Origin of the sequence: Desulfovibrio sp. Huiquan2017 (genome assembly GCF_017351175.1) — a bacterium.
Taxonomy (GTDB): Bacteria; Desulfobacterota; Desulfovibrionia; order Desulfovibrionales; family Desulfovibrionaceae; genus Pseudodesulfovibrio.
On the sequence record NZ_JAFMPN010000011.1, the window covers coordinates 1 to 20,815 of the forward strand.

At 62.9% G+C, this 20,815-nt stretch carries 21 protein-coding genes; 10 read left to right on the plus strand and 11 right to left on the minus strand.

Annotated elements, in window-relative coordinates; genetic code table 11:
* Positions 1–260 precede the first annotated feature (260 nt).
* The gene (locus J0909_RS10525) at positions 261–719 is read left to right on the plus strand and encodes an RT0821/Lpp0805 family surface protein (RefSeq protein ID WP_207262673.1); all 459 of its coding nucleotides are present in this window, start codon (positions 261–263) and stop codon (positions 717–719) included.
* Between the two features lie 194 nt (positions 720–913).
* On the opposite strand, the gene J0909_RS10530 is transcribed toward J0909_RS10525, so the two are convergent.
* The gene (locus tag J0909_RS10530; protein WP_207262674.1) at positions 914–1,396 is read right to left on the minus strand and encodes a DoxX family protein; all 483 of its coding nucleotides are present in this window, start codon (positions 1,394–1,396) and stop codon (positions 914–916) included.
* Positions 1,397–1,670: 274 nt separating this feature from the next.
* On the opposite strand from J0909_RS10530, the gene J0909_RS10535 reads away from it, so the two are divergent.
* From J0909_RS10535 to J0909_RS10545, 3 genes are all read left to right on the plus strand, one after another.
* Positions 1,671–2,276: a MerR family transcriptional regulator gene (locus J0909_RS10535; RefSeq protein ID WP_207262675.1), complete on the plus strand. Its 606-nt coding sequence runs from the start codon at positions 1,671–1,673 to the stop codon at positions 2,274–2,276.
* Positions 2,277–2,390: 114 nt separating this feature from the next.
* The gene (gene htpG, locus J0909_RS10540; protein ID WP_207262677.1) at positions 2,391–4,280 is read left to right on the plus strand and encodes a molecular chaperone HtpG; all 1,890 of its coding nucleotides are present in this window, start codon (positions 2,391–2,393) and stop codon (positions 4,278–4,280) included.
* Between the two features lie 162 nt (positions 4,281–4,442).
* Entirely contained in the window at positions 4,443–4,805 is a 363-nt protein-coding gene (locus J0909_RS10545) for a hypothetical protein (RefSeq protein WP_207262680.1), read from the plus strand.
* A 113-nt stretch (positions 4,806–4,918) separates the two neighbouring features.
* On the opposite strand, the gene dgt is transcribed toward J0909_RS10545, so the two are convergent.
* Both dgt and J0909_RS10555 read right to left on the minus strand, forming a co-directional pair.
* Positions 4,919–6,250 carry a dGTP triphosphohydrolase gene (dgt, locus tag J0909_RS10550; RefSeq protein WP_207262682.1) on the minus strand — a complete coding sequence of 444 codons (1,332 nt, stop codon included), beginning with the start codon at positions 6,248–6,250 and terminating at the stop codon, positions 4,919–4,921.
* Positions 6,251–6,454: 204 nt separating this feature from the next.
* Positions 6,455–6,679 (minus strand): flagellar biosynthesis anti-sigma factor FlgM, encoded by a 225-nt coding sequence (locus tag J0909_RS10555; protein ID WP_207262684.1) that lies wholly within the window; start codon positions 6,677–6,679, stop codon positions 6,455–6,457.
* A gap of 554 nt (positions 6,680–7,233) precedes the next feature.
* On the opposite strand from J0909_RS10555, the gene J0909_RS10560 reads away from it, so the two are divergent.
* Both J0909_RS10560 and J0909_RS10565 read left to right on the plus strand, forming a co-directional pair.
* Positions 7,234–8,424 carry a PhoH family protein gene (locus tag J0909_RS10560; RefSeq protein ID WP_207262686.1) on the plus strand — a complete coding sequence of 397 codons (1,191 nt, stop codon included), beginning with the start codon at positions 7,234–7,236 and terminating at the stop codon, positions 8,422–8,424.
* 154 nt (positions 8,425–8,578) lie between these two features.
* Complete coding sequence (locus tag J0909_RS10565) at positions 8,579–9,607, plus strand: lytic transglycosylase domain-containing protein (RefSeq protein WP_286181952.1); 1,029 nt, start codon at positions 8,579–8,581, stop codon at positions 9,605–9,607.
* Positions 9,608–9,684: 77 nt separating this feature from the next.
* Here J0909_RS10565 and J0909_RS10570 read toward each other — a convergent pair whose 3' ends face one another.
* From J0909_RS10570 to J0909_RS10580, 3 genes are all read right to left on the minus strand, one after another.
* A complete protein-coding gene (locus J0909_RS10570; RefSeq protein WP_207262688.1) occupies positions 9,685–10,563 on the minus strand; it encodes a carbohydrate kinase family protein in 879 nt (292 codons plus the stop codon).
* 2 nt (positions 10,564–10,565) lie between these two features.
* Positions 10,566–11,915, minus strand: a complete 1,350-nt coding sequence (locus tag J0909_RS10575) for a tetratricopeptide repeat protein (protein WP_207262689.1) — start codon at positions 11,913–11,915, stop codon at positions 10,566–10,568.
* Positions 11,916–12,041: 126 nt separating this feature from the next.
* Positions 12,042–13,652, minus strand: a complete 1,611-nt coding sequence (locus J0909_RS10580; protein ID WP_207262690.1) for a flagellar hook protein FlgE — start codon at positions 13,650–13,652, stop codon at positions 12,042–12,044.
* A gap of 313 nt (positions 13,653–13,965) precedes the next feature.
* Between J0909_RS10580 and J0909_RS10585 the strand changes: the two genes are divergently transcribed.
* Positions 13,966–14,577, plus strand: a complete 612-nt coding sequence (locus J0909_RS10585) for an OmpH/Skp family outer membrane protein (protein WP_207262691.1) — start codon at positions 13,966–13,968, stop codon at positions 14,575–14,577.
* Positions 14,578–14,650: 73 nt separating this feature from the next.
* Here the strand turns inward: J0909_RS10585 and J0909_RS10590 are convergent, their stop codons facing one another.
* Both J0909_RS10590 and J0909_RS10595 read right to left on the minus strand, forming a co-directional pair.
* Positions 14,651–14,995, minus strand: a complete 345-nt coding sequence (locus tag J0909_RS10590; protein WP_207262692.1) for an Hpt domain-containing protein — start codon at positions 14,993–14,995, stop codon at positions 14,651–14,653.
* 146 nt (positions 14,996–15,141) lie between these two features.
* Complete coding sequence (locus tag J0909_RS10595) at positions 15,142–16,416, minus strand: hypothetical protein (protein ID WP_207262693.1); 1,275 nt, start codon at positions 16,414–16,416, stop codon at positions 15,142–15,144.
* Positions 16,417–16,719: 303 nt separating this feature from the next.
* Here J0909_RS10595 and J0909_RS10600 point away from each other — a divergent pair, with 303 nt between their 5' ends.
* The gene (locus tag J0909_RS10600; protein ID WP_207262695.1) at positions 16,720–17,214 is read left to right on the plus strand and encodes a 3D domain-containing protein; all 495 of its coding nucleotides are present in this window, start codon (positions 16,720–16,722) and stop codon (positions 17,212–17,214) included.
* A gap of 244 nt (positions 17,215–17,458) precedes the next feature.
* Here J0909_RS10600 and J0909_RS10605 read toward each other — a convergent pair whose 3' ends face one another.
* Genes J0909_RS10605 through J0909_RS10615 form a run of 3 tightly spaced genes read right to left on the minus strand, consistent with a single transcriptional unit; the run spans position 17,459 to position 19,299 of the window.
* Positions 17,459–18,265: a nitroreductase family protein gene (locus J0909_RS10605; protein WP_207262697.1), complete on the minus strand. Its 807-nt coding sequence runs from the start codon at positions 18,263–18,265 to the stop codon at positions 17,459–17,461.
* A 55-nt stretch (positions 18,266–18,320) separates the two neighbouring features.
* Positions 18,321–18,884, minus strand: coding sequence for a hypothetical protein (locus tag J0909_RS10610; protein ID WP_207262699.1), 564 nt, complete (start codon positions 18,882–18,884; stop codon positions 18,321–18,323).
* A 13-nt stretch (positions 18,885–18,897) separates the two neighbouring features.
* Positions 18,898–19,299, minus strand: coding sequence for a hypothetical protein (locus J0909_RS10615; RefSeq protein ID WP_207262701.1), 402 nt, complete (start codon positions 19,297–19,299; stop codon positions 18,898–18,900).
* A gap of 170 nt (positions 19,300–19,469) precedes the next feature.
* Here J0909_RS10615 and J0909_RS10620 point away from each other — a divergent pair, with 170 nt between their 5' ends.
* Together J0909_RS10620 and J0909_RS10625 are read left to right on the plus strand one after the other, a co-directional pair.
* Entirely contained in the window at positions 19,470–19,931 is a 462-nt protein-coding gene (locus J0909_RS10620) for a hypothetical protein (protein ID WP_207262703.1), read from the plus strand.
* 10 nt (positions 19,932–19,941) lie between these two features.
* Positions 19,942–20,733, plus strand: a complete 792-nt coding sequence (locus J0909_RS10625; RefSeq protein WP_207262705.1) for a GGDEF domain-containing protein — start codon at positions 19,942–19,944, stop codon at positions 20,731–20,733.
* Positions 20,734–20,815 lie beyond the last annotated feature (82 nt).

The window sequence follows — 20,815 nt, forward strand, 5'->3', positions numbered from 1 at the left end:
GTTACCAGCAAAACTCGGGAGTGCCGACATGGTATTTTTGTCGCGCCCCGCCCCCCCAGCGCGGCGGCAGCCGCTCCCGTCCACGGACGTTTCTTGCATCCGGTGCGCAGTTTGTGTGCGCACGCCTCTGCTCACCTCAACGAATACATAGCAATTCTAAAAAGATACAAATGGCACATCCCATGCTTCTTCCTGCCTGAGAGCAAGGCCGAGCGGCCGGAACCAGAAACAGGCCGTGAGGCTGCAAGGAGGAATACGTCATGAAAAACGCCATATTGAAGACCGCCGCGTCATTGATGCTGCTGCTGACCCCGCTGGCGGGCTGCCAGACCACCCAGGCGCAAAGCGCCGCCGGAATCGGCACCCTGGCAGGCGCCACCCTCGGGGCCCTGACCTTCAAAAATAAGATTTCGGGCGCGGCCATCGGCGCTGGCGCGGGCCTACTCGTCGGCTACATCGTGGGCAACGAGATGGAAAAGGCCGACCAGGCGCAACTGGCCTCCACGCTGGAGTCCACCCCCTCGGGCTACACCGACAGATGGGTCAACCCCGACACCCGCACCCACTACGAGGCCATCCCCGAGCCGCCCCGGCAATACCGCGACGGCCGCGTGGAGCGCGACGTGACCATCAAGACCCACATGGCCGACGGCTCCTCGCAAACCGTCTACGCCAAGGCCTACCGCCAGCCCGACGGCTCCTGGCAACTCGTCCAGTAGGCGCGCGGCGCACGGCACAGGCAAAGGCGGGACTGTCGAAACGGTCCCGCCTTTTCTCGCATCCTGGCCCCTCGGCCCATCGAAAGAAAAATCGGAAGTTGCAAGCCGCTTCGCCGCGGGAATCGGGCGGGCTCAATAGGCTTGCCCCTTCCCGAGCCCCGCGCCCCATCGGGTGATCGCCGCGAACGGCGGGCCTAGCGGCGTTCGCTTGTGCCGAACAACCGGCCCAAGGCCCGGGGACGGAAACAGGCGGCACGGCGCTGAGCGTAGAGCAGGAGGCAACCGGCGAGCATGACGGCGTCGCGGAAAAAGGCCGGAAGCGGGCCGGAAGGAGCATTGTCCGTGTTCTTGGGAGTGCCGAAACAGCCGCAGTCCGCATCAAGGCCGAGATAAAGGGCATACAGCAGGACGACCATGAACCCCAACAACTGTGCCACAACCATCGCCAGGGCCCCGCGCACGTCGAGGACGAGCCCCAGACCGGACAGGATCTCCACCACGGGGATGGCGTAGGACAGAAAGCCCGCCATTTTCCAAGTGACCAAACCGTATATGTTAATGGTCACGGCGAACCCTTCGGGGTTCATGAGCTTGAGGGTACCGGCGTAGACGAAGAGCAGGCCGAGGGTCACTCGGATCAAGGTGTAGAACGCTTTGGAGGCGAGCAGCGATTTCATGCGGGGCATCTCCCTTCGACCTGTCTTCAATGCGGCCGCTCGACCATAAAGAGTTCCGCTCCCAAGCGCAAATCCACGGTGACCGAGCCGGTTTCCACAAAAAAGTCTAGAAAAATTCAAGAATTACAATGAGAACGAATTGCAGTTTGTTGTGGTCAATAAAATTTCATGTGAAATGAGTATGATGGAATCTGTTTTTTCTTGTCGGAAAGCGATATTTCCGCTACTCCAATGAAAAACAACAAGGACCACAAGCACGTCAAGGGAGCATGTCATGACCGGCAAGAAAGTGTTGTCCGTGGCCGATATCGCCCGCGAGCTCGACCTGCCCGAATCCACGGTGCATTACTGGAAGAACCGCTTCGCTCAGCATCTGCCGAGTGTGGGGCGCGGTCGCCAGAAGCGCTTCAAGCCCGAAGCGGTGGAGATCTTTTCGACCATTTCCCGGCTGCTCAAGGAAGGACACACGGCCCGCGACGTCATGGACCAACTGTCCCAGGACTACCCATTGCAGGCGGATTCCGTGCCCGCCGCCACGAGCGGGACCGCGCCGGTCCAGGCCGCCGGGTCCATGGATCAGGTCATGGGCATGGCCGCGGCCATCGGGCTGGAGATCGCCCGGTCCGTGGGCGAGGGCATCCGCTCGGTGCTCGACGCCGAAAACACGACATCGCCCGACGTGGCCGACATCCGCACCGGGCTGGAGGAGACGGCCCTGCGCATCTCCGCCGCCATACAGGAGACCGAAACGCTCAAGGCCGAGAACCAGGAGCTCAAGGAAAAACTCGCGGTCATGGAGGCGGAAATGATCCGTTTGCGCAAAGATCGGCGTGAAATGGAAAAGTACCTGCTTGACAAGATCAAATCCGTATCTACTTAGAACGGGTTCCCGGGACGCCATTCCCGAACATACTCTCTCTATGAAAAAGTCCCGCCGGGTACGCGATGCCGTGCACCCGGCGGGCGCACGTCATCCCCTACGGAGGTACTTTTCATGGGCAAGAAAACCACCCACAAATTCAAGGCTGAAGTCAGCCAACTCCTCGATATCCTGGTGCACTCGTTGTACACCAACAAGGAAATCTTTCTCCGCGAGCTGATCTCCAACGCATCCGACGCACTGGAGAAGGCCCGCTTCAAGAGCCAGGCCGAGGGCGCCGAAGATGAACTGGCCCCGGAGATCCGCATCACCTGCGACGCGGACGCCAAGACCCTGACCGTGACCGACACCGGCATCGGCATGACCCGCGACGAGCTCATGAGCAACATCGGCACCATCGCCCACTCGGGCACGGCCGAATTGGCCAAGCTGGCCGAAGAAGGCAAGGAATCACTGGATTCGCTCATCGGCCGGTTCGGCGTGGGCTTCTATTCCGTATACATGGTTTCCGACAAGGTCGAGGTGACCACCCGGTCCATGGCCGAGGGGGCCAAGGCCCTTACCTGGACCTCGGACGGCCGCACCGACTACAAGTTGCAGGAACTGGACGAGGACCGCCCGCACGGCACCGAGATCAAGGTTCACCTGAAGGACGACGAGGCCTCCCAGTTCACCAACACGGCGCACATCAAGCAGGTGGTCAAGAAGCACTCCAACTTCATCAACTTCCCCATCTTCGTGGGCGACGAGCGGGTCAACACCATCCAGGCCCTGTGGCGTGAGCCCAAATTCCAGATCAAACCCGAGCAGTACGCCGAATTCTACAAATTCCTGACCTTCGACCCGGACGACCCCTTCGAGACCCTGCACACCTCGGTGGACGCGCCCGTGCAGTTCAACGCGCTGATGTTCATTCCGAAGCGCGGCGACGACCCGTTCGGCCTGGGCCGCGAGAACCGGGGACTGGACCTGTACGTGCGCCGGGTGCTCATTGAAAAACAGAACAAGGATCTGCTCCCTGAGTATCTGGGCTTCATCAAGGGCGTGGTGGACACCGAGGACCTGCCCCTGAACATTTCGCGCGAGACGTTGCAGGACAACCTGCTCATGCGCAAGATCAGCTCCACCCTGGTCAAGCAGGTGCTCGACCACCTGGCCAAGATGACCAAGGACGACGCCGACCGCTACGCCGAGTTCTGGCGCGCCCACGGCGAGCTGTTCAAGGCGGGCTACATGGACTTCCTGAACAAGGACAAGTTCGCCGGGCTGGTGCGTTTCAATTCCTCGGCCCTGGACGACGACACGGGGCTGACCTCGCTGGCCGACTACATATCCCGGGCCAAGGAAGACCAGAAGGAAATCTACTACGCCTACGGCCCGAGCCGCCAGGCGCTCGGCCTCTCTCCGCATCTGGAGGTCTTCCGGCGCAAGCACCTGGAGGTTCTGTATCTCTTCGAGCCCATCGACGAGTTCGTCATGGATGCCCTGCGCGAATATGAGGGCTATGCCCTGGTCTCGGCCGAGCACGCGGACATGGACAAGCTCGACAAGTTCGAAGACGTGGAAAAGGCCGAACGGCCCGAGGCCCTGTCCGACGAGCAGAAGACCGAGCTGGACCACCTGCTCAAGCGCATCAAGGACGTCCTCGGCGACGCCGTGACCGAGGTCAAGGCGTCCACCCGACTGTCCGAGTCTCCGGTCTGCCTGGCCAACCCGGACGGCAACGTGACCTCGTCCATGGACAAGATCATGCGCGTCATGAGCAAGGACACCTCCATCCCCAAGAAGGTCCTGGAGATCAACCCGGACCATCCGCTCATCCGCAACATGCTGACCATCCTGGAAAAGGACGAGAACGATCCATTCATCGAACAGGCCGCCCGGCAACTCTATGAATCGGCTCTGCTGCTGGAAGGCTACCTGACCGACCCCCACGCCCTGGTGGGCCGGGTTCAGGACCTGCTGACCAAATCGAGCGGCTGGTACGTGGCCGCCGAGAAGTAATTCCTGCACCTCTTCACAAAAACGAAACGGATTCGGGCAACCCCGAATCCGTTTTTTTTTGCGCCCGCGAACAAGGCATCCGGATAAAATTATAACGGGATAAATAAGCAATACATGGTATGCGAAGAGCAGGGATAACCTTCAACCATGAGGAGAGAAATCATGCCCAATATGGATTACCCCGGCCCTTGCCCCAGTTGTACCGGCATCGACGGCTGCCCGAACACGGCAGGCAAGGAAGCGGCCGTCGCCCATTATTGCAAGGGGCTCGAAATGGAGCTCAATGCCTGGAAGGCCCGGTTGTACGACGTCCTGGCCTCCGAGAAGAGCGGCGATTTGGCCGATGAAATCAATCTCATCAAGTCCCTGGTCAAGGAAATCGAGGCCATATCCTCGGACATGCTGGCGGCATGCCCGGCCAGCCTGGAAAGCCAGGAAGCGCGCATCGGCGGAAAGCTGGAAAAGCTGCGCGTACACTACACCAAGGCTTTGAACGTCCTGTCCCCCGGTTGGTTCGGCGGCTAGGCCTCAACGTCCCGCCCCCATCGGCCTCGACAAAGGGACATTGCACCTCCTAACGCGAAACGGCCGGTTCCGGAATGGTTCCGGGCCGGCCGTTTCCCCGTCTCCCCGCCCCCTCAGTATCCCAACCCCAGGAACTTGCGGCACAGATCGGTCGCATAGTGGTCGGTCATGCCGGAGATGTAGTCCAGAACGGCTATGGCCACCTTGTAGTGGCAGTCGGCGCCTTTGACGATCCGGTCCATATTGTCGGCTCCGAGCAGGCGGACGATCTTTTCCTTGTGGGTGGATTCCTCCCCGGTGCAGATGCGCGGGGCCTCCGCCATGATCTGATCCAGCAGCACGCTAATGGCGTTGCCCGCCCCGATCTCCAGAATCGCCTTGCGCCTGGAATAGAACAGGTCGTTGGAAAGTTCCTTGTAGGCGGAATGGATGATACGGCAGATGCCGTTCCGGGAAAATTCCATCAGGCTCGCCGTCGGATCCAGCGCCCCCGTCATGATGGCCTCGTGGTTGACGGTGAACAGGTCGATGATTTCTTCAGTGGCCAGGCCGATGAGCTTGGTCCGGATGATGCTGTTGCGCTGCCGGTAGTGCAGGCGGGCATATCTTTTATAGTCGGCCTTGCGGGGAGCCCATTCCAGGGCGGGAGCAAACTTCTTCAGCATGAAATCTTCCGGCACGATGCCCAGTTCGGTGGCATCCTCCATGTCGATGGTCCGGTAGCAGATGTCGTCCGCGGCCTCGGCCAGGAACGCGAGGGGATGGCGGGCGAAACGGTCCCCCAGGTCGATCAGGCCGAGCTTCTTCGCAACAGCGTGAACGAGCCGGGCCTCTGTCTGGAAAAAACTGAACTTGTCCTTGCCCGTATCGAAGGAGGAGGGCCAGGGATACTTGAGCGCGGCCCCGATGACCGCGTTGGTGGGGTTGAAACCGTCCTGGTAGAAGCCCGTGCTGAGCAGGATGCGGATGGCCATGGCGTTGCCGTCGAATCGGGTGAAGTCCGTGCGGCACTCGACCGCCAGCGACTGGATGGCTTCGGGGTGGCTCTGGAACCAGTTCTTGATGGCGGCTTCCCCGCTGTGTCCGAAGGGCGGGTTGCCGATGTCGTGGGCCATGCAGGCCGCCTGGACGATTTCCCCGATCGCGTCGGGCGGCGTGGCCATGGGCAATTCGCCGTTTTCCTGCAAGAACCTGCCGACGTGCATCCCCAGGCTCTTGCCGACGGAGGCCACCTCCAGGCTGTGGGTCAGCCTCGAATGGATGTGGTCGTTTTCATTGAGCGGATGGACCTGGGTCTTGCGGGCCAGCCTGCGGAAGGCGTCGCTGAAGGTGATCCGGTCGATATCTCTCTGGAACGGGCTGCGGACATCCCTGCCGGGCTTGTCGGGAGTCGGACGCGTGACGTCGAGCAATTTGTTCCAATCCATGCGGGGTGCGGAGCCCATGGGCGTTCCTCCGAAGACGGTATGCGGTTTGAGGGCCTTCCGCAGATCATCAGATTATCCCGCTGTGGTCAACCTCCCGGAGTAACGGAAAAAAACGGGAACGCCGCCCCCGTGCGCGCGGGCTGGGCAGGCGTGGCGGAAAAACGACAGGGCCGGGGCGGGAACAACGTCCCGCCCCGGCCCTGAGCACCGATGCGTTCACGATCAGAGCGTCGGGTCCATGGCCGAAGTCAGCAACTGGGCGATGTCCATGACGTCGGGCTCGTACCGTCCGGAGTTCACGGCCTCCTTGAGCCGGGCGATCTTGTCCGCCCGCTCCTCGGCGGTGTCCCGATGGCGGCCGGTGTCAACGTCGTCAAAGCCGTCGAACACGCGCTCGGTTTCCATGTGGGCCGCAGAGGATCTGCGGCAGTCTTCGTAAACCTTCATTAACCCCTCCCTGGGTTATTGAAGTCTGCGGGGAGGGCGCAAGCGCCCTTCCCCAAGGTCTCCCCTCATCCGCTGCGACAGCCTCGACCGCGTCCATGCGCCCGCGCCCTCCCGCAACCATGCGGATGCGTTTCCCTCCCCCCGGACACAACCCGGGAGAAACTTGGTTGCTACTCTTATCGGCCGCGGAGCGTGAATGCTTAGGGGCGGCAACCGGATTTTCCGGATTAATATTATTCTTTAATTCCAAATAGATATAGACCCGATATTTTACGTTGAGCCGGCCGCAACACCCCGCGCGCCAAGGATTTTATTCGGGTTTTGCCACGCCGCGCGGACTTGCCGGGCCGCCGGATCGTCACCCGTTCGCCATGACCTCAGCCCGCTCCCCGGGGCATGTTCCGTCTAGACTTTTTCGTGAAAAATAGTCATGGTTCGCATAACGGGTTGAACCTTTAGCGGAGGCGCACAATGAAATTGATTCGCTGATTCCCGGCCACGGGGACACGTCGTGAAAAAACCAGGAATCAACTCCAACCGCCGGACGGGGGATTATGGCCCAAAAGCATTTCGTCCTCGACACCAACGTCCTCATTGAAAATCCCAAATGCATCATCGCCCTGCGCAACGGGGTGGAAAACCAGATATACATCCCCTACACCGTCCTTGATGAACTGGACGGCCTGAAAAAAGACCCGCGTATCGGTCACATCGTCTCCCAGGCGGTGCGGGCCATCCTCGAAGACGACGCCGTCAACATCTTCCCCCCGGACTTCGCCATGACCCTGACGGACACGCTCATGGACGACAGGATTCTCAAGGAAATCCTGCATGTGGGACCGGAAGAGGCGACGCTGATCACCAATGACCGCATTCTCCAGATCAAGGCCAAGTGCTACGGCATTCCCAGCGAGGAATACCGCGATTCCGACCCGTTTCGGTCCGAGTCCCAGCGCTACACCGGATTCGTGGAAGACGGCGAGGAGCCGGTACGCAACAGTTTCCACTGGGAAAACGGCACACCCATCTTCCATGGACCGGACGGGCCCAAGGAGATCGGCTACACCCATGAAATATGGGGGGTGCGGCCACGCAGCGTGTACCAGAACCTGGCCCTCGAACTAATGTTGTGCGAGGGCATCGACCTGGTCTCCATCCAATCCGAGGCGGGCTACGGCAAGACCTTCCTCTCCCTGGCCGCCGCGCTGTACCTGATGCTGGAGCGCAAGGACAACCCCTACCGCAAGATCTACCTGGTCAAGCCGGTGGTGGAGATCGGAGCCAAGATGGGCTACCTGCCCGGCGACATCGAGGAGAAGATGCTGCCGTACATCAAGTACATCCAGGACCTGCTCATCAAGCTGCACGACATCCGGCCCTGCAATCGCATCTGGCTCGACCCGCAGAGCGATTCGTTCAAGTTCAACCCCAAGAAGTTCGAGGTCCAGCCCGTGGCCTTCCTGCGCGGCATGAACATCGAGAACGCGGTGGTCATCGTGGACGAGATGCAGAACTTGTCGCGCGGCGAGACCCGCGCCCTGCTGACCCGCATGGGCGAAGGGGTCAAATGTATCTGCCTGGGAGACACCCGGCAGGTGGACAATCCGTACCTCAACGAGTCCAACAACGGCCTGAACTGGACAGTCCGCAAGCTCAAGGGGTACAAGAACTATGCGCACATGGTCCTCAAGGGCGACCGCTCGCGCGGCCCCATCACGGACATCGTGCTGAAATCGAAACTGTAATCGGCCGGTTGCGGAGGCTTGTCCCCGCCCGGCATTGACGGGAGCATACATGCCCAGCCGGCGGTCCGCTTTCCCCCTCGCGGCGGGACTGATTCTTTTCTGCTTTGCACTGTTCGCTGCTCCGCTCGGCCCGGGCCGGGCGGAGGCTGCGGACATGGAGATGCTCGCCCCCATGCGGGCCGCCGCCTTCCCGTCGCTGGAATCGGCCATCCGCATCAAGGGGCCGCTGTATTTTTGCGGCGAATTCGTGCCCCTGCACCTGCCCGAGGTGCGTGAGCGGCTGGAAAAGGAACTCCTGCTCATGCTCTGGGACCGCGCCCAGGTCATCCTCTGGCTCAAGCGCACGGGCCGCTATTTCCCGCATATCGAAACCGTGTTTCGGGGCGCGGGCATGCCCGACGACCTCAAGTACGTCGCGGTCATCGAATCCGCGCTCAGACCCAAGGCGGGATCCGGCCGGGGGGCACGCGGCATCTGGCAGTTCATCGCTTCCACGGCGGGCAACTACGAGCTGACCGTGGACCGCTTCATCGACGAACGGCGCAACTTCTACTTCGCCACCCGGGCGGCCGCGTCCTACCTCAGGGACCTGCACGACCAGTTTAGTTCATGGACCCTGGCCTGCGCGGCCTACAACATGGGCGAGCAGGGGCTGGAAAAACGGATCAAAATGCAGGAGGTCCAGGACTATTACCACCTGCATCTGCCCGAGGAGACCCAGCGCTACGTGCTCCGGGCCATCGCGGCCAAGCTCATACTGACCGACCCGGCGCGCTACGGCTTCGACATGCATCCCGGGGACTACTACAAACCGCGCCGGTTCGACCGGGTCAAGCTGCGGGCCAAATACCCCACTCCGCTGACCCTGGTGGCCAAGGCGGCGGGCACCTACTACAAGGACATCCGGGACCTCAACCCCCAGATCTTGAGCGAAGTCATCCCGCCCGGCCAGCACGTCCTGTTCCTGCCCGAAGGCGCGGCCGGGGAGTTCGCCGAACGCTACCACCCGCTCATGGCCAAATACCGCGAGACCCTCAAGCCCGAGACCTACGTGGTCAAGCGGGGGGATTCCCTGACGGAAATCGCCAGGAGCCACGACATGACCCTATACCGCCTCTGCAAGCTGAACAAGTTGAGCACCCGGGCGACGATCCATCCGGGCCAGGAACTGCTGGTCCAGTAGCCGTCCGGCGCATGGTCACAAAAAAAAGCCGCCCCCAGGGCGGCTTTTCTCCTCGCGTCCCGTCCGATACAGGCGGGCTATCCGATGACCAATTCGCGGGGCATCTCGGGCATGCCACCGGACTGGCCGCACACGTACTCCGCCACCCGGGCGGCGTACCGGTTGATCTGGTCCAGCGGCCACCCCTTGAGACAACCGAGGACCAGGGCGGCGGTGAACGCATCTCCCGCCCCGATGGTATCGGCCACCTCCACGGGATTGCCGGGCAGGTCCGAGACCGCGTCGGGCGACAGCAGCAGGCTCCCTTCGGCCCCCCGAGTAAGGACCGCGAGGTCGAGCCCGTGCCGCTCCATGAGTGCGCGCAGGGCGGGCCGTTCACCCCGGGGGAGATCGAACAGCCGGGTCATGACGCCCAGTTCCATGTCGTTGATCTTGAGTATGTCCGCCGCGTCCAGGGACTCGGCGATGAGTTCGGGGGAATAGAAATCCTGACGCAGGTTGATGTCGAAGACCTTGAGTGCCTTGGTCGCCTCGGCCAGGAAGCGGTGGACGGCATGCCGAGAGATCCCGGCGCGCTGGGCCAGGGTGCCGAAACAGACGGCGTCCGCGTTGGAGGCCAGGGTCAGGGACGCGTCATCCAGGGTCAGGAAATCCCAGGCCACATCGTCCGGGAAGACGTAGGCGGCCACGCCGTGTTCATCCACGCGGACGTCCACCGTGCCCGTGGGATGGTCCGGGTCCAAGGTCACGGCGTCGATATTCAGGCCCAGACAGACGAGCAGGGACAGGACTTCGCGGCCCAGGTTGTCATCGCCGACCCGGGACACGGGCACTCCGACCCCGCCCAACACGTTGACGTGATAGGCGAAATTGGCGGGCGCTCCGCCCATCAGGCGGGTTTGCGGCAAAACGTCCCAAAGAATCTCCCCCAACCCCACGGCAAGTATCGGCTGCATGACTACCCCGCTTTTTCCACGATGCGTTTGAGGCGCTCCACGGCCCGCCCGCGCAAGGGCGAATCCGAGGACGCGGTCCGTTCCAGAAAGGCGATGAGATTGTCCAGGGCTTCCTCCGCCTGCGGATGGTCCGGACCAAGGGAGGCTTCATAGGCCGCGAATCCGCGCTCGAAACAGTCCAGGGCCTCCCCGGCCCGTCCCCGGCCGTCCAGGAACAGAGCCAGGTTGCACAGCGCCTGGCCGGTCTCGGGGTGGTCCTCGCCATAGGCGCGCTCCCGGATGGACAGGCTTTTGCGGAAATGAGCCTCGGCCTCGGGGGCCTTGCCCAGCCGCTCGAAAAGCAGCCCGGCCAGATTGTGGGCCGAAGCGGTCTCCGGGTGATGCTCGCCGTACAGGGCGGTGGTCAGCTCCAGGCTCGCCAGGACGTTGCGCAGACCGTCCTCGGGACGGTCCAAGGCATCCATGAGCAAGGCCAGATTATGCAGGCAGGAGGCGGCAGCCGGGCTGCGATCCTCGTCGGCCGCGCGGAGCACGGACAGGCACTCGTTCAGGGCGGCCTCGGCCCCGGCCAGGTCGCCGCGCGCCTGCCGGACCATGCCCAGTCCGTTCAGGACCGGAGCCGTGGCCGGGTTGTTTTCGGTAAAAATCTCGTGTTGCAAATCCAGGCAGGCCCGGAAGGTCGCCTCGGCCCGGGCGAGATCCCGCCCGGCCCAATAGACCATGGCCAGTCCTTCAAGATCGGCGGCAATGTCCGGGTGCCGGTCGCCCTTGACGGCCACGTCCACGGCCATGGCCGCTTCCAGAAGCTCCGAGGCTTCCCGATGGCGCTGCCGGAAATAGAGAGAAAAGCCAGTCTGGTGCAGGACCCGGTTCGCGGCGGCGGTGCGCACGTCGAGGTCGGCGGCCAGGCCGCGGCAGGCCAGGACATGGGGAAGGAGCCATTCGGTCAGGGCCCAGTTTCCCGGGTCCGCATCGGGCAGGATAAGGTTCAGGGCGTAGATGGCCCGTCCGGCCCATTCGGCGGCCAGGTCGCGGTCCAGGGAAGCGCGCAGGGCGTCGCGCACATCGGCGGGCAGGGCGAAGACCTGCCGGTCCGCGTCCGCGTCCACCAACCCCCGGTTGACCAGCGGGTCCATAATGGCCGTGGCCGCGAAGAACGCGGCGGCCGGGTTGACCAGGGCCGGATTGTGCGGGGTGCCGTCCACGGACAACGCGAAATCGTAGGGCAGGGGGGACTCGGCCAGCATGGCGGCCATGTACAGGGCCTCGGCTCCGCCGGGGGCCTCCCGCTCCACCTCTCGGATCAGTTCCAGGATGGTCTGTGCGTCGCGGGCGTCGTCTATGTCCGTCACAACATGCTCCTTGGTTGGGAATCCTGATCTGCCTATCCGGTTTGCCAGGGAAATTCAAGGCCATGCGCAAAAAAGGGCGCTGCCCGGATCGACCGGACAGCGCCCGAAAAGGCGGTCGGGGGCGTTCTATCGCTTGATCGAGATGAGCGTATTCAGGAGGGAGTCCGAGGTGGTGATGACCTTGGTGTTGGCCTGGTAGCCACGCTGGGTGACGATCATTGTGGCGAACTCCTTGGCCATGTCCACATTGCTTTCCTCCAGGGAATTCTGGCTGATGGTCCCGCGCCCCCGGTCCCCGGCCTGGCCGAGCATCGCCTCGCCCGAGGCGTCGGTGGCCACGAAGTTGGTCCCGCCGTCACGCTTGAGCCCCCACGGGCTGTTGAACTTGTACATGGCCACCCGATACATCTCCTCGGTCTGGCCGTTGCTGAAATGTCCGCTGAGAACGCCCTTCTCGTCCACGCTGACGGAATTGAGGTAGCCCCAGGCGTAGCCGTCCTGAAGACCGTACATGGTGGCGGAGGGCAGGCTCTTGCTGGTGGTCACGCGGGCGTCGCGGTTGATGGAGTCCATCCCGGGGAGCGAGGCCGCGTTGGTCCCCACGGCCGCCGCATTGCTCGCTCCGCCCGTGGACCACATCCCCGTGCTGGAATCTATCCCGAAGTCGTAGGAAATGGTCGAAGCCGCGCCCGTGGCGGCGCCGTTGCTGCCGAAGGTGTAGTTGAACTGCGGCTGGCCGTCCTCGCTGAATTCGGCCGGGACCCAGTCAGACGGATCGGTACTGCCCGCCGAGCCCGGGGTGAAGGCGGACATATCGACCAGCGCCCCATGATCGTCGAATGTCAGTACCCCCATGCCCGCCAGTCCGGCCGCCGAGGTGCCATAGGCTGCCGACCCGTCCGACCCCTCGGGCATGGCGATGAGGTATTCCCAATAGGTATAGCCAGGCACGGCGTTGGACAGGTTCGTGGTCTCCACCGGGTCGAAATAGACGGTCATCTCATAGCTGTTGCCGTCCGCGTCGAACACTTTCATGGGCGTGGAATACTGCGGCCCAGGTTCACCGAAGGTCGAACCGGCGTTGCTCTGGTTGGCGGCGTACGCCCCGAGCATGGCGAAGAACGGGTTATTGGGGTCGGAGATGCGGCTGGTCGCCGAGTGGTCCAGTTGGGTGATCACCTCCACCGAGGAGGTGGCGGACGGCTGGGAGCGAACCACACGGACGTTCTGGCCGTCCTCAACAATGTCCTCATAGGGCAATTGGACGTCAGAGACGCCGGAGGCCCACTGGCCGGTCTCCCGGTCGTAGGCGAAGCCCTGCAGGCGATACCCTTCGGCATTGACTAGATATGCTTGATTGTCGAAACGGAAATTTCCGGCCCGGGTGTAGTGCGACGCTCCCCGGACGTTCCCCGAGGGGTCGTTGATCCCAAAGAATCCGTCGCCCGAGATGGCCAGGTCCGTAGCCGCAGTGGACCCCGACAAGGGCCCGTCCGTAAAGATGCCCCGGATGGTCGACACGGCGACGCCCATGCCCATCTGGCTGACGCGCGCGGCGCCCGAATCGTACGTGGCGCTGCCCGTGGCCACCTGCTTGCTCATGAGGTCACCGAACAGGATGCCCGAGCGCTTGTAGCCGATGGTATCGACGTTGGCCAGGTTGTTGGCCAGGACCTGCATGCCCTGACTGTGCGCGATGACGCCTGTGGCACCCACGTACATGCTTCCGAAACTCATACTTCCTCCGATCCGGCGCGGGCCGGATTCGCGGGAACCGCCGGGATACCCATTCCCGGCAAGAAATTCCCAAGTCCTTCTCGAAAGCGTTAAAAGCAAAGGGTGTGCCATTGAAAAAACTCTATATCTCCGAACGGAAACCCCGGTCGCTCCCGGCACATCCTGCCGGGTGACGGGCGGAGCGCCCCGAGCCTCCTGGAGACGTCCCCGGCCGGAGCAAATGATCTTTCCCTTGCCAGACACCGACCGCACGCGTACGCTTACGTGGCTTTGCAATCAGAGTGACATCAAACGAAACCATGGAGATATAGTAATGAAACGGATTCTTCCCCTGCTCTTCGTCGCCGTCCTGGCCCTGGGCCTGAGCGCCTGCAACCAGGAGCCGTCGGTCAAGATCGGCATCGTGGACGAGGCCGCCGCCTTCAAGGACAACAAACTGGCCACCGAGGCCATGGCCCACCTTCAGGAGATGGGCAAGCCCTTGCAGGACAAGGCCGAGACCGCCTACAAGGCCATGCAGGCCGACCAGACCGAAGAGAATGTGGCCGCCTACAAGCTGGCCATGGGCGAGCTGCAGAACACCATGACCGCCGAACAGCAGCGTATCGTCGGCATGGTGGACGCCAAGTTCAACGAAGTCCTGGATACCTACCGCAAGGAAAAGGGCTTGAGCCTGATCCTGAGCAAGCAGGCCGTCATCGCGTCCGACGACGCCGTGGACATCACCAAGGACATCGTGGCCGCCATGAACAAGGTCACCATGGACTTCTCCCTGCCTGAAGCGCCCAAGGCCGAGGCTCCAGCTTCCACGCCTGAAGCTCCCAAGGCCGAGGCTCCGGCGGCTTCCACGACCGAGGCTCCCAAGGCTGAAACGCCCGCCCCGGCCGCCGAGGCGGACAAGGCTCCGGCCAAGACTGCGGAATAACCCCGCATCCGACCCGCGATAAAAAAAGGCCTGTCCACGAGTGGACAGGCCTTTCCCGTTTCCGGGTTCCGCTTCAGCCGTCGTCCCGGAAACGGATCATGAGCTCCCGGGCCCGCTCCAGATCCCCGATGAAGACGCCAAGCCTCTCGCGCATGACGTCCAGATTTCCGTCCCGACCGGCATATTCCATATCCAGAGCCAATCTTCCCAGGACATCCGCGCGAACCACGCCGCACATGCCCTTGAGAGAATGGGCCAGCTTGGTCCCCCTGGCCGCATCTTTCGCATTCAGCGCTTCGGTCAATTCAGCCACGCGCTTCGGGCAATCCTCAAGAAAGGCATCGACGAGTTCCCGGGCCAGCTCCTTGTCATGGGCCAGACTGGCCAGGAACTGGTCGATGTCGAACAAATCCCGCATGATGGTTCCCCCTTCGGTTCTGTTACAATGGTCAACCTACCACCCGAAATACAGCTTGAAAAGTGATTTCACCGAGCCTATGAGGTGAAAGGGAGGGCTGTGGCCCTTTAATCGCTCCTGAACGGCTGAAATCGCCGACTCTCGGCTCACATACAGGTACAGGACCCGCCGGACAGTCGCCGCCATCGGCCCCGGACAAAGGCGAACAAGATCTCCTGAAGGGTACGATCACGGCAGTTGCGAAGACAGCACCGGACCGCCTGCCGACGAAACCCCTCGGCCACCCGGCGGGCGTGGGATCCATGCGAACGCACCCAGACGTCGGATACGGGATCGGTGGAACGGATACGGGCATAGGCCTCCTCGCCGCCCAGGCCGCCCAACTGTGGAGCGGCTACCACCGAGGGCCGGGTCAGCAACAGGGTCCCGCGCCGTCCCAGGAACGAAAGTTTGGAATTGCCGCACAACAGCGCGCCGCACTCGGCGTCGCCGTAGCGGAAGACCAGGCCTGCGCCGGACGCACCCAGCCGCCGGATAGCCTGGAACACGGACGAAGCCGACAGGCGGCCCGCCGAGAGTCCCCCGGCGCAACCAGCCTCGTCCGGCTGCGGCAGACCGTTCAGGCACATGACCGGATGCCGGGGCACCAGGTGCTCCTCCAGCCGCCCGGTCTGGCGGAACCAGCGCACCCGGCCCCCGTCCCGGGCCAACAGCCCCTCGGCCGTCACGGCCAAAGCCAAAGTTCCAGCCATCTCCCGGGCCACCCCGTGGGAGGACACGGCCAACCCTTCGGCCCGACGGGCCAGCAGCCTGCCGCAGAGCACGGCCCATGCCCCGGGATCGTCCCCCCCGGCCTTGCCCAGGCCGTCCAGGCAGAGCGGCAGCAGCCCGCCGCCCCCCGGGCCCGCGGCCCGGGAAAGCAGCATTTCTGCGACCGAGGCAAGGGTGGATTTCGGCGTCAACGGCCGTGGACGGTCCGGCAACCCGCCCATGCACGCCGCCGCCCCAAGCAGGGCCAGCATCGCGCCCCCGCCGAGCGGCCCATCCCCCACCGGCGGCAGGGTGCCTGGCACGGGAAAGGAGGCTGCAACGGGCACGGGCCAGCCGCAACGGACCAGCCAATCCGGGAACCCGCCGTCGAACCCGCGCACGGCCGTAGCCAAGGCGCGCAGCCCCTCGGGCAGCCAATACTCGCTGACCGGATACCCGCTGCCCATGAGATCCAGGATGCCGCCCAGCCGCCCGGGCGATGCGGATGTGCACACCGCAGCCCGAATTCTGCCCACCCGCCGCTCACGCAGCAGCCGAGGCAACCCGCCGTTCAACCCGCCCCCGTCAAAAAGATAGGTCCCGCGTCTCGTGGACAGCAGGCAAGCCTCCCCGCGTTCCACGGGAAGTACTCTAAATGTCGTCGAATCCATTTGTATCCTTGATGAAATCAGATGTGTTTACCGCTTTTTCGACGACACTATATTCAAAGTGATATTCTATATCAAGAAATAATTTACAGCTTTAAAATCCTCCTGCCGCAACAGGCTGTTTTTCCTGGTCTCTCCTTTGACGCCCGCAAGGTTCAGGAGAAGCAAATGAAGAATATATCCAATAAAACAAGTATATTAATTAGCCAAGGTCCGTGTCTTGCATTGAAAAGACTTAGGCGTTGACAAGGTATTGGCCGGTCATTATATGCCACGGACTTAAAAACGACAACGGAGCAACCCTGTATGCGAATATTCTTCAACTACACCGTCACCCCGGTGCTGTGCGCAGCCTTGGTGATCATGGCGGTGGTGGTGGTGGTCAAGCAACAGAAGATCGACGATCTGTCCCACCGCCTGGAGCTGGCCCAAAAGACGGCCGACGCGCGCAAGATCATGGTCGAGGAGGCCCGCCTCCTGCAAAAGGCCAAAAACATGTCCCCGGTGCGTACGGTCACCGTGACCGCCTACAACCCCACTTCCGAACAATGCGACGACGACCCGCTCATCGCCGCATCCATGCGCAAGGTCCGTTCCGGGACCATCGCCGTGTCCCGCGACCTTTTCGACCAAGGCTGGGTTTTCGGCCGCAAGGTCCGCATCGAGGGTCTGGGCATCTTCGAGATCAACGACCTCATGAACAAGCGTTTCCACCAGCGCATCGACATCTTCATGTGGGACGAATCCCAAGCCAAGGAATTCGGCCGCAAGAACATCAAGGCGGCATTGCTCGACATCTAGTCGCCCCTGCCGCTGCGAAAAAAGGCCCCGTCACGGGGCCTTTTTTACGCCTTGAGCACAAGCGGCTTGCGGCTGCGGAGAGAACGAGTTGAAAGGCAAGCGCCCCGCTCGATATCGTATCGAGCGGGGCGCTTGCCTTTTATCCAGGAAACGCATCGTCAAAACCCGGAGCGCATCGGATGCACGGCACCCGACAGCGGCCCACTGCACCATGGGTAAGCTCGAAATAACGAGCCGCCCATCGCTAATCCAACCAATCGATCACGACGTTCTTCCGGGCCGGGATGCGCGGGTAGCGGTATTTCGGATAGCCGAGCATCAGGGCGGCGTACACCCCGTGGCCCTCGGGAATGCCCAGTTCCCTACGAATGTTGCAGCAACCCTCGGCAACCTCCATGAGAAACCCGGCCCAACAGGCGCCCAGGCCATGGGCGTGGGCCGCGAGTTCGAGATAGGCGGCGGCAAGGGCGCAGTCCTCGGCCGGGTTGAAGCCGTCCTCGGGGGCATGGGCCACGGCCACGTGGGGAGCGCCGTGCAGGATCTTGTCCACGCCGCGCGCCCAGTTCTTGACCACGCCGGGCATGATCGAATTGGTGGCCATGTAGTCCACGGTCATGCCCGCCAGGCGGCGGGTGGCCTGGGGCGTGCGGGTCACGATCCAGTGCGCGGGCTGGCCATTCTTGGCGCTGGGCGCGAAGGCGGACACGGCAAAAAGGTGGTTGAGAACGTCCTCGGGCACGGGCTTGTCCCGGTAGGTGCGAACCGAACGCCGCCCGGACAGGAACTGGTCGGCCTGGGCCGGGGACAGCTTGAGACCACGGTCCAACGGCGCGCACTGGGCCGGGGACAGGCCCGGGGTCACGGCGGGCATTTCGGGCAGGGTCACGGCCCCCACAGGACAGACGGCCACGCAGTGCCCGCAGTTGATGCAGGTTTTCCTGGCGGCGGGGCGGAGCTTGGGAAAGCCCTCGCGGTCTTCGACGATAAGGTCGAAGGGACATTCGTTCAGACACGCGCCGCAGCGCTTGCAGATATCCTTGTCGGCAAACATGTATGCTCCTCGGAGGGGCTGCCCGGCGGACCGGGGAAAATCGGGCGGAACCGGGCTACTTCCTCGCGGCCGCGGCAATGGCCGGAATGGCCTCGTACATGACCCCGCGCAGGGCCTCGGCCAGAATGTCGGCCTCGGAGGAATAGCCGGGCACGACCACGTCCTCCACTTCACTGATATACTTCTCGACGTGCACGGTCTCGCCGCCGCGCAAAACCTTGATGCGCACGGAGACGCGGCCCTTGTATGTGGTCATGCCGGTCTGGTTCAGGGACAATTCCAGGACCTCGCCGGTAACCACGGGATTGTCGTCGGGCGTGAGCGTGACGGTCCGGTACTTGGGCTTGCAACCGGCGTTCTCCAACTCGTCGAACAGGGCCCAGCCCACCCATTCGGCCACATCGGACAGGGACGTGATGGTCTGGTTGTCCGAGGTCTTGCCCAGGGCCACCGCAGGCCGCTTGTCCTCGAAGCGAAAGACCGTGATCTCGCCCGCACACGGGGAGTCGGTGGAAATCAGCGCGTACTTCAGCTTGATGGCGTTGCCGGCCGCGCACCCGGCGGTCAGCAGGGCCAGGGCCAGGGCCGAAAAGGCCAGCCGTTTCATATATGTCTTCATCAAAAGGTCTCCATCAGATTTCGTCGCCCTTGACGGGCGGTTCCCCGGCGGCCGGGGGCGTGTTGTCGTCCAGTTCGGATTCCATCCTGTCCAGGAGCTTGCGGGTCAGATCCATGAGCCGATCGAGATTCTCGGCCACAAAGCCCTTGGCCTTGGCGTCCAATTCCTCATCCGAAGGGGCCGGTTCACGGAGGGTTTCGCCCCCGTCCTTGCCGGACTCAAGCAGGGCGCGGATGTCCTCAAGGTTCCCGCGCACGCGGGCCAACTCCTCGCGAACCGCCTTGTCGCGCGCGGCCGCCTCCTGCTTCAGGGCCTTGACCTCGGCCTCCAGGGCGTCCACGCGGTCGGCATCGGGACCGGGACCGGTGCAGGCGAACAAGGCCAGCGCCAGGGCGAGTGCGGCCAATCGTTTCATGGGCGTCTCCTTCGCATGGTCTCCGATACCACATCCCATCACGGGCTGACAATGCGCAAGCGCGGCCCGCCCCGCCGGGAAAGGAGTTCCGCTTCTTGCCTTTCGTCTATAAATCCGTACAATGCCCTCATCCTGGATGCTTTTCTATCCTCAGAGAGATGACACCGGCAATGAACAAACTCCGCGCCCTGATCCTCCTCCTCGCCCTGGCCGTCCTGACGGCCGTCCCGGCCATGGCCTCCGACTACGTCCATAGCCCCCACCCCACCGGCTTTCGCGGCCTGACATGGGGTTCTTCCCCGTCCGAAGACAAAGGGCTGGTTCCGGTCCAGGAACCGGGCTTCGAAAACACCTATTTCAAACGCGACGAGCCCAAGACCTTCGGCAAGGCCGAGATCATGTCCGTGGCCTATTATTTCCACGAGGACAAGCTCTACCGCGTGGGCGTCGCCTTCAAGGGAAGGGTCAACCAATTCTTCCTCAAGGACATGCTCATGCAGCGCTACGGCGCGGGCCGGGGCATAGGCTTCCGCTACGGCTGGATGTGGCCCGATTTTTCCATCGAGCTGAATTACGACAACGACAAGGACAGCGGCAGCCTCTACTATACGTTTGAAGGCGCCCTGAAATAACCGCTCCCCCATGCCCACGGATCACCCCGCCGCCCCACGGCCCACGGCGCGCCACAAGGTCCTGTACGCCGCAAGCGTCCTGGCCTTGGCCGTGCTGCTGTGCGTCTGTTTCGGAGTGGTCTACACCCTGCGCCTGGACCCGGGCGGGAACTACGACAGGCTCATGCAGTTGGCCTACCTGTGCATGGTGGCCGGGTTTCTGGTCCTCGCGGCCCAGGGGCTGCTCGTATTCAAGAAAATCCTGGCCGGGATGAACCGGGATGCAGCCCGGGCGGACGATCTGGCCGAGCAGATGCAGCGCCTGGCGGTGCTGGACGGCCTGACCCAGGCCTACAACCGGGGCAAATTCGAAGAGGTCATGACCCGGGAGCTGGGCAACGTCCGGCGCTATGGGCTGGACCTGTCCGGGATCATGCTCGACGTGGACGAATTCCGGACCATCAACCAAACCCACGGCTATTCCGCCGGAGACCGCCTCCTGGCCAACCTGGCCCACTACCTGGAAGCGCAGATCAGGACCAACGACCTCCTTTTCCGCTGGCACGGCGGCAAATTCGTCATCCTCTGCCCGCACACGGATGTTGACCGGGCCGCCATCGTGGCCGAGAAGCTCCGCATGCTCGTAGGCCACAAGCTCTTCGGCGGCAAGATCCGCATGACCCTTTCCCTGGGCGTGGTCCAGGCCGAGGAGGAAGATACCACCACGGACTTCACCCAGCGGTTGCAATCGGGCCTGGCCGCATCCAAGAACGCCGGACGGGACAAAGTCACTGTGGTTCGGCCCCGAATGTTCCCGAACTGAGGCCGCCCCTCCGGGCCCCGCACGCGACGTCGCAAACAATCGTTTCGACCCATTTCCTTTTTTTCCATTTATACGCTATATG

Bases quoted from the DNA above. Each gene is read 5' to 3' on its own strand.
- J0909_RS10535 (WP_207262675.1), top strand. From the start codon at position 1,671: ATGACCGGCAAGAAAGTGTTGTCCGTGGCCGATATCGCCCGCGAGCTC.
- htpG (WP_207262677.1), top strand. From the start codon at position 2,391: ATGGGCAAGAAAACCACCCACAAATTCAAGGCTGAAGTCAGCCAACTC.
- J0909_RS10605 (WP_207262697.1), bottom strand. From the start codon at position 18,265: ATGTTTGCCGACAAGGATATCTGCAAGCGCTGCGGCGCGTGTCTGAAC.
- J0909_RS10560 (WP_207262686.1), top strand. From the start codon at position 7,234: ATGGCCCAAAAGCATTTCGTCCTCGACACCAACGTCCTCATTGAAAAT.
- J0909_RS10615 (WP_207262701.1), bottom strand. From the start codon at position 19,299: ATGAAACGATTGGCCGCACTCGCCCTGGCGCTGGCCTTGTTCGCCTGC.
- J0909_RS10590 (WP_207262692.1), bottom strand. From the start codon at position 14,995: ATGCGGGATTTGTTCGACATCGACCAGTTCCTGGCCAGTCTGGCCCAT.
- J0909_RS10610 (WP_207262699.1), bottom strand. From the start codon at position 18,884: ATGAAGACATATATGAAACGGCTGGCCTTTTCGGCCCTGGCCCTGGCC.
- J0909_RS10600 (WP_207262695.1), top strand. From the start codon at position 16,720: ATGCGAATATTCTTCAACTACACCGTCACCCCGGTGCTGTGCGCAGCC.
- dgt (WP_207262682.1), bottom strand. From the start codon at position 6,250: ATGGGCTCCGCACCCCGCATGGATTGGAACAAATTGCTCGACGTCACG.
- J0909_RS10530 (WP_207262674.1), bottom strand. From the start codon at position 1,396: ATGAAATCGCTGCTCGCCTCCAAAGCGTTCTACACCTTGATCCGAGTG.
- J0909_RS10585 (WP_207262691.1), top strand. From the start codon at position 13,966: ATGAAACGGATTCTTCCCCTGCTCTTCGTCGCCGTCCTGGCCCTGGGC.
- J0909_RS10570 (WP_207262688.1), bottom strand. From the start codon at position 10,563: ATGCAGCCGATACTTGCCGTGGGGTTGGGGGAGATTCTTTGGGACGTT.
- J0909_RS10625 (WP_207262705.1), top strand. From the start codon at position 19,942: ATGCCCACGGATCACCCCGCCGCCCCACGGCCCACGGCGCGCCACAAG.
- J0909_RS10565 (WP_286181952.1), top strand. From the start codon at position 8,579: ATGGAGATGCTCGCCCCCATGCGGGCCGCCGCCTTCCCGTCGCTGGAA.
- J0909_RS10545 (WP_207262680.1), top strand. From the start codon at position 4,443: ATGCCCAATATGGATTACCCCGGCCCTTGCCCCAGTTGTACCGGCATC.
- J0909_RS10595 (WP_207262693.1), bottom strand. From the start codon at position 16,416: ATGGATTCGACGACATTTAGAGTACTTCCCGTGGAACGCGGGGAGGCT.
- J0909_RS10580 (WP_207262690.1), bottom strand. From the start codon at position 13,652: ATGAGTTTCGGAAGCATGTACGTGGGTGCCACAGGCGTCATCGCGCAC.
- J0909_RS10525 (WP_207262673.1), top strand. From the start codon at position 261: ATGAAAAACGCCATATTGAAGACCGCCGCGTCATTGATGCTGCTGCTG.
- J0909_RS10620 (WP_207262703.1), top strand. From the start codon at position 19,470: ATGAACAAACTCCGCGCCCTGATCCTCCTCCTCGCCCTGGCCGTCCTG.
- J0909_RS10555 (WP_207262684.1), bottom strand. From the start codon at position 6,679: ATGAAGGTTTACGAAGACTGCCGCAGATCCTCTGCGGCCCACATGGAA.